Here is a 210-nt window from a genome sequence, read left to right as displayed (position 1 = left end):
CGACGCCCGCGTCGACACCGGTCGCTTCGCCGATGCCCGCACCGATGCCGACCGCGGCCGATCCCGAGGACCGAGAGAGCATCCTCGCCGACCTCGCCGCCCGCCTTGGTATGTCGGTAGGGCAGGAGCGCATGGATCTGCTGACCTTTGCCCGGATCGAGTACGGTCAGGGCTGGACGAAGCGGCCTAAGGACGTTGACAGCATGATTG

General features: G+C 67.1%; 1 pseudogene. It reads left to right on the top strand.

Annotated elements, in window-relative coordinates:
* A pseudogene (locus ACYP5B_RS49790) lies at window positions 1-210 on the top strand (hypothetical protein); the annotation flags it as partial.

It is taken from the genome of Cupriavidus sp. 8B, from assembly GCF_054589115.1.
This window is presented reverse-complemented; position numbering and strand designations above follow the sequence as displayed.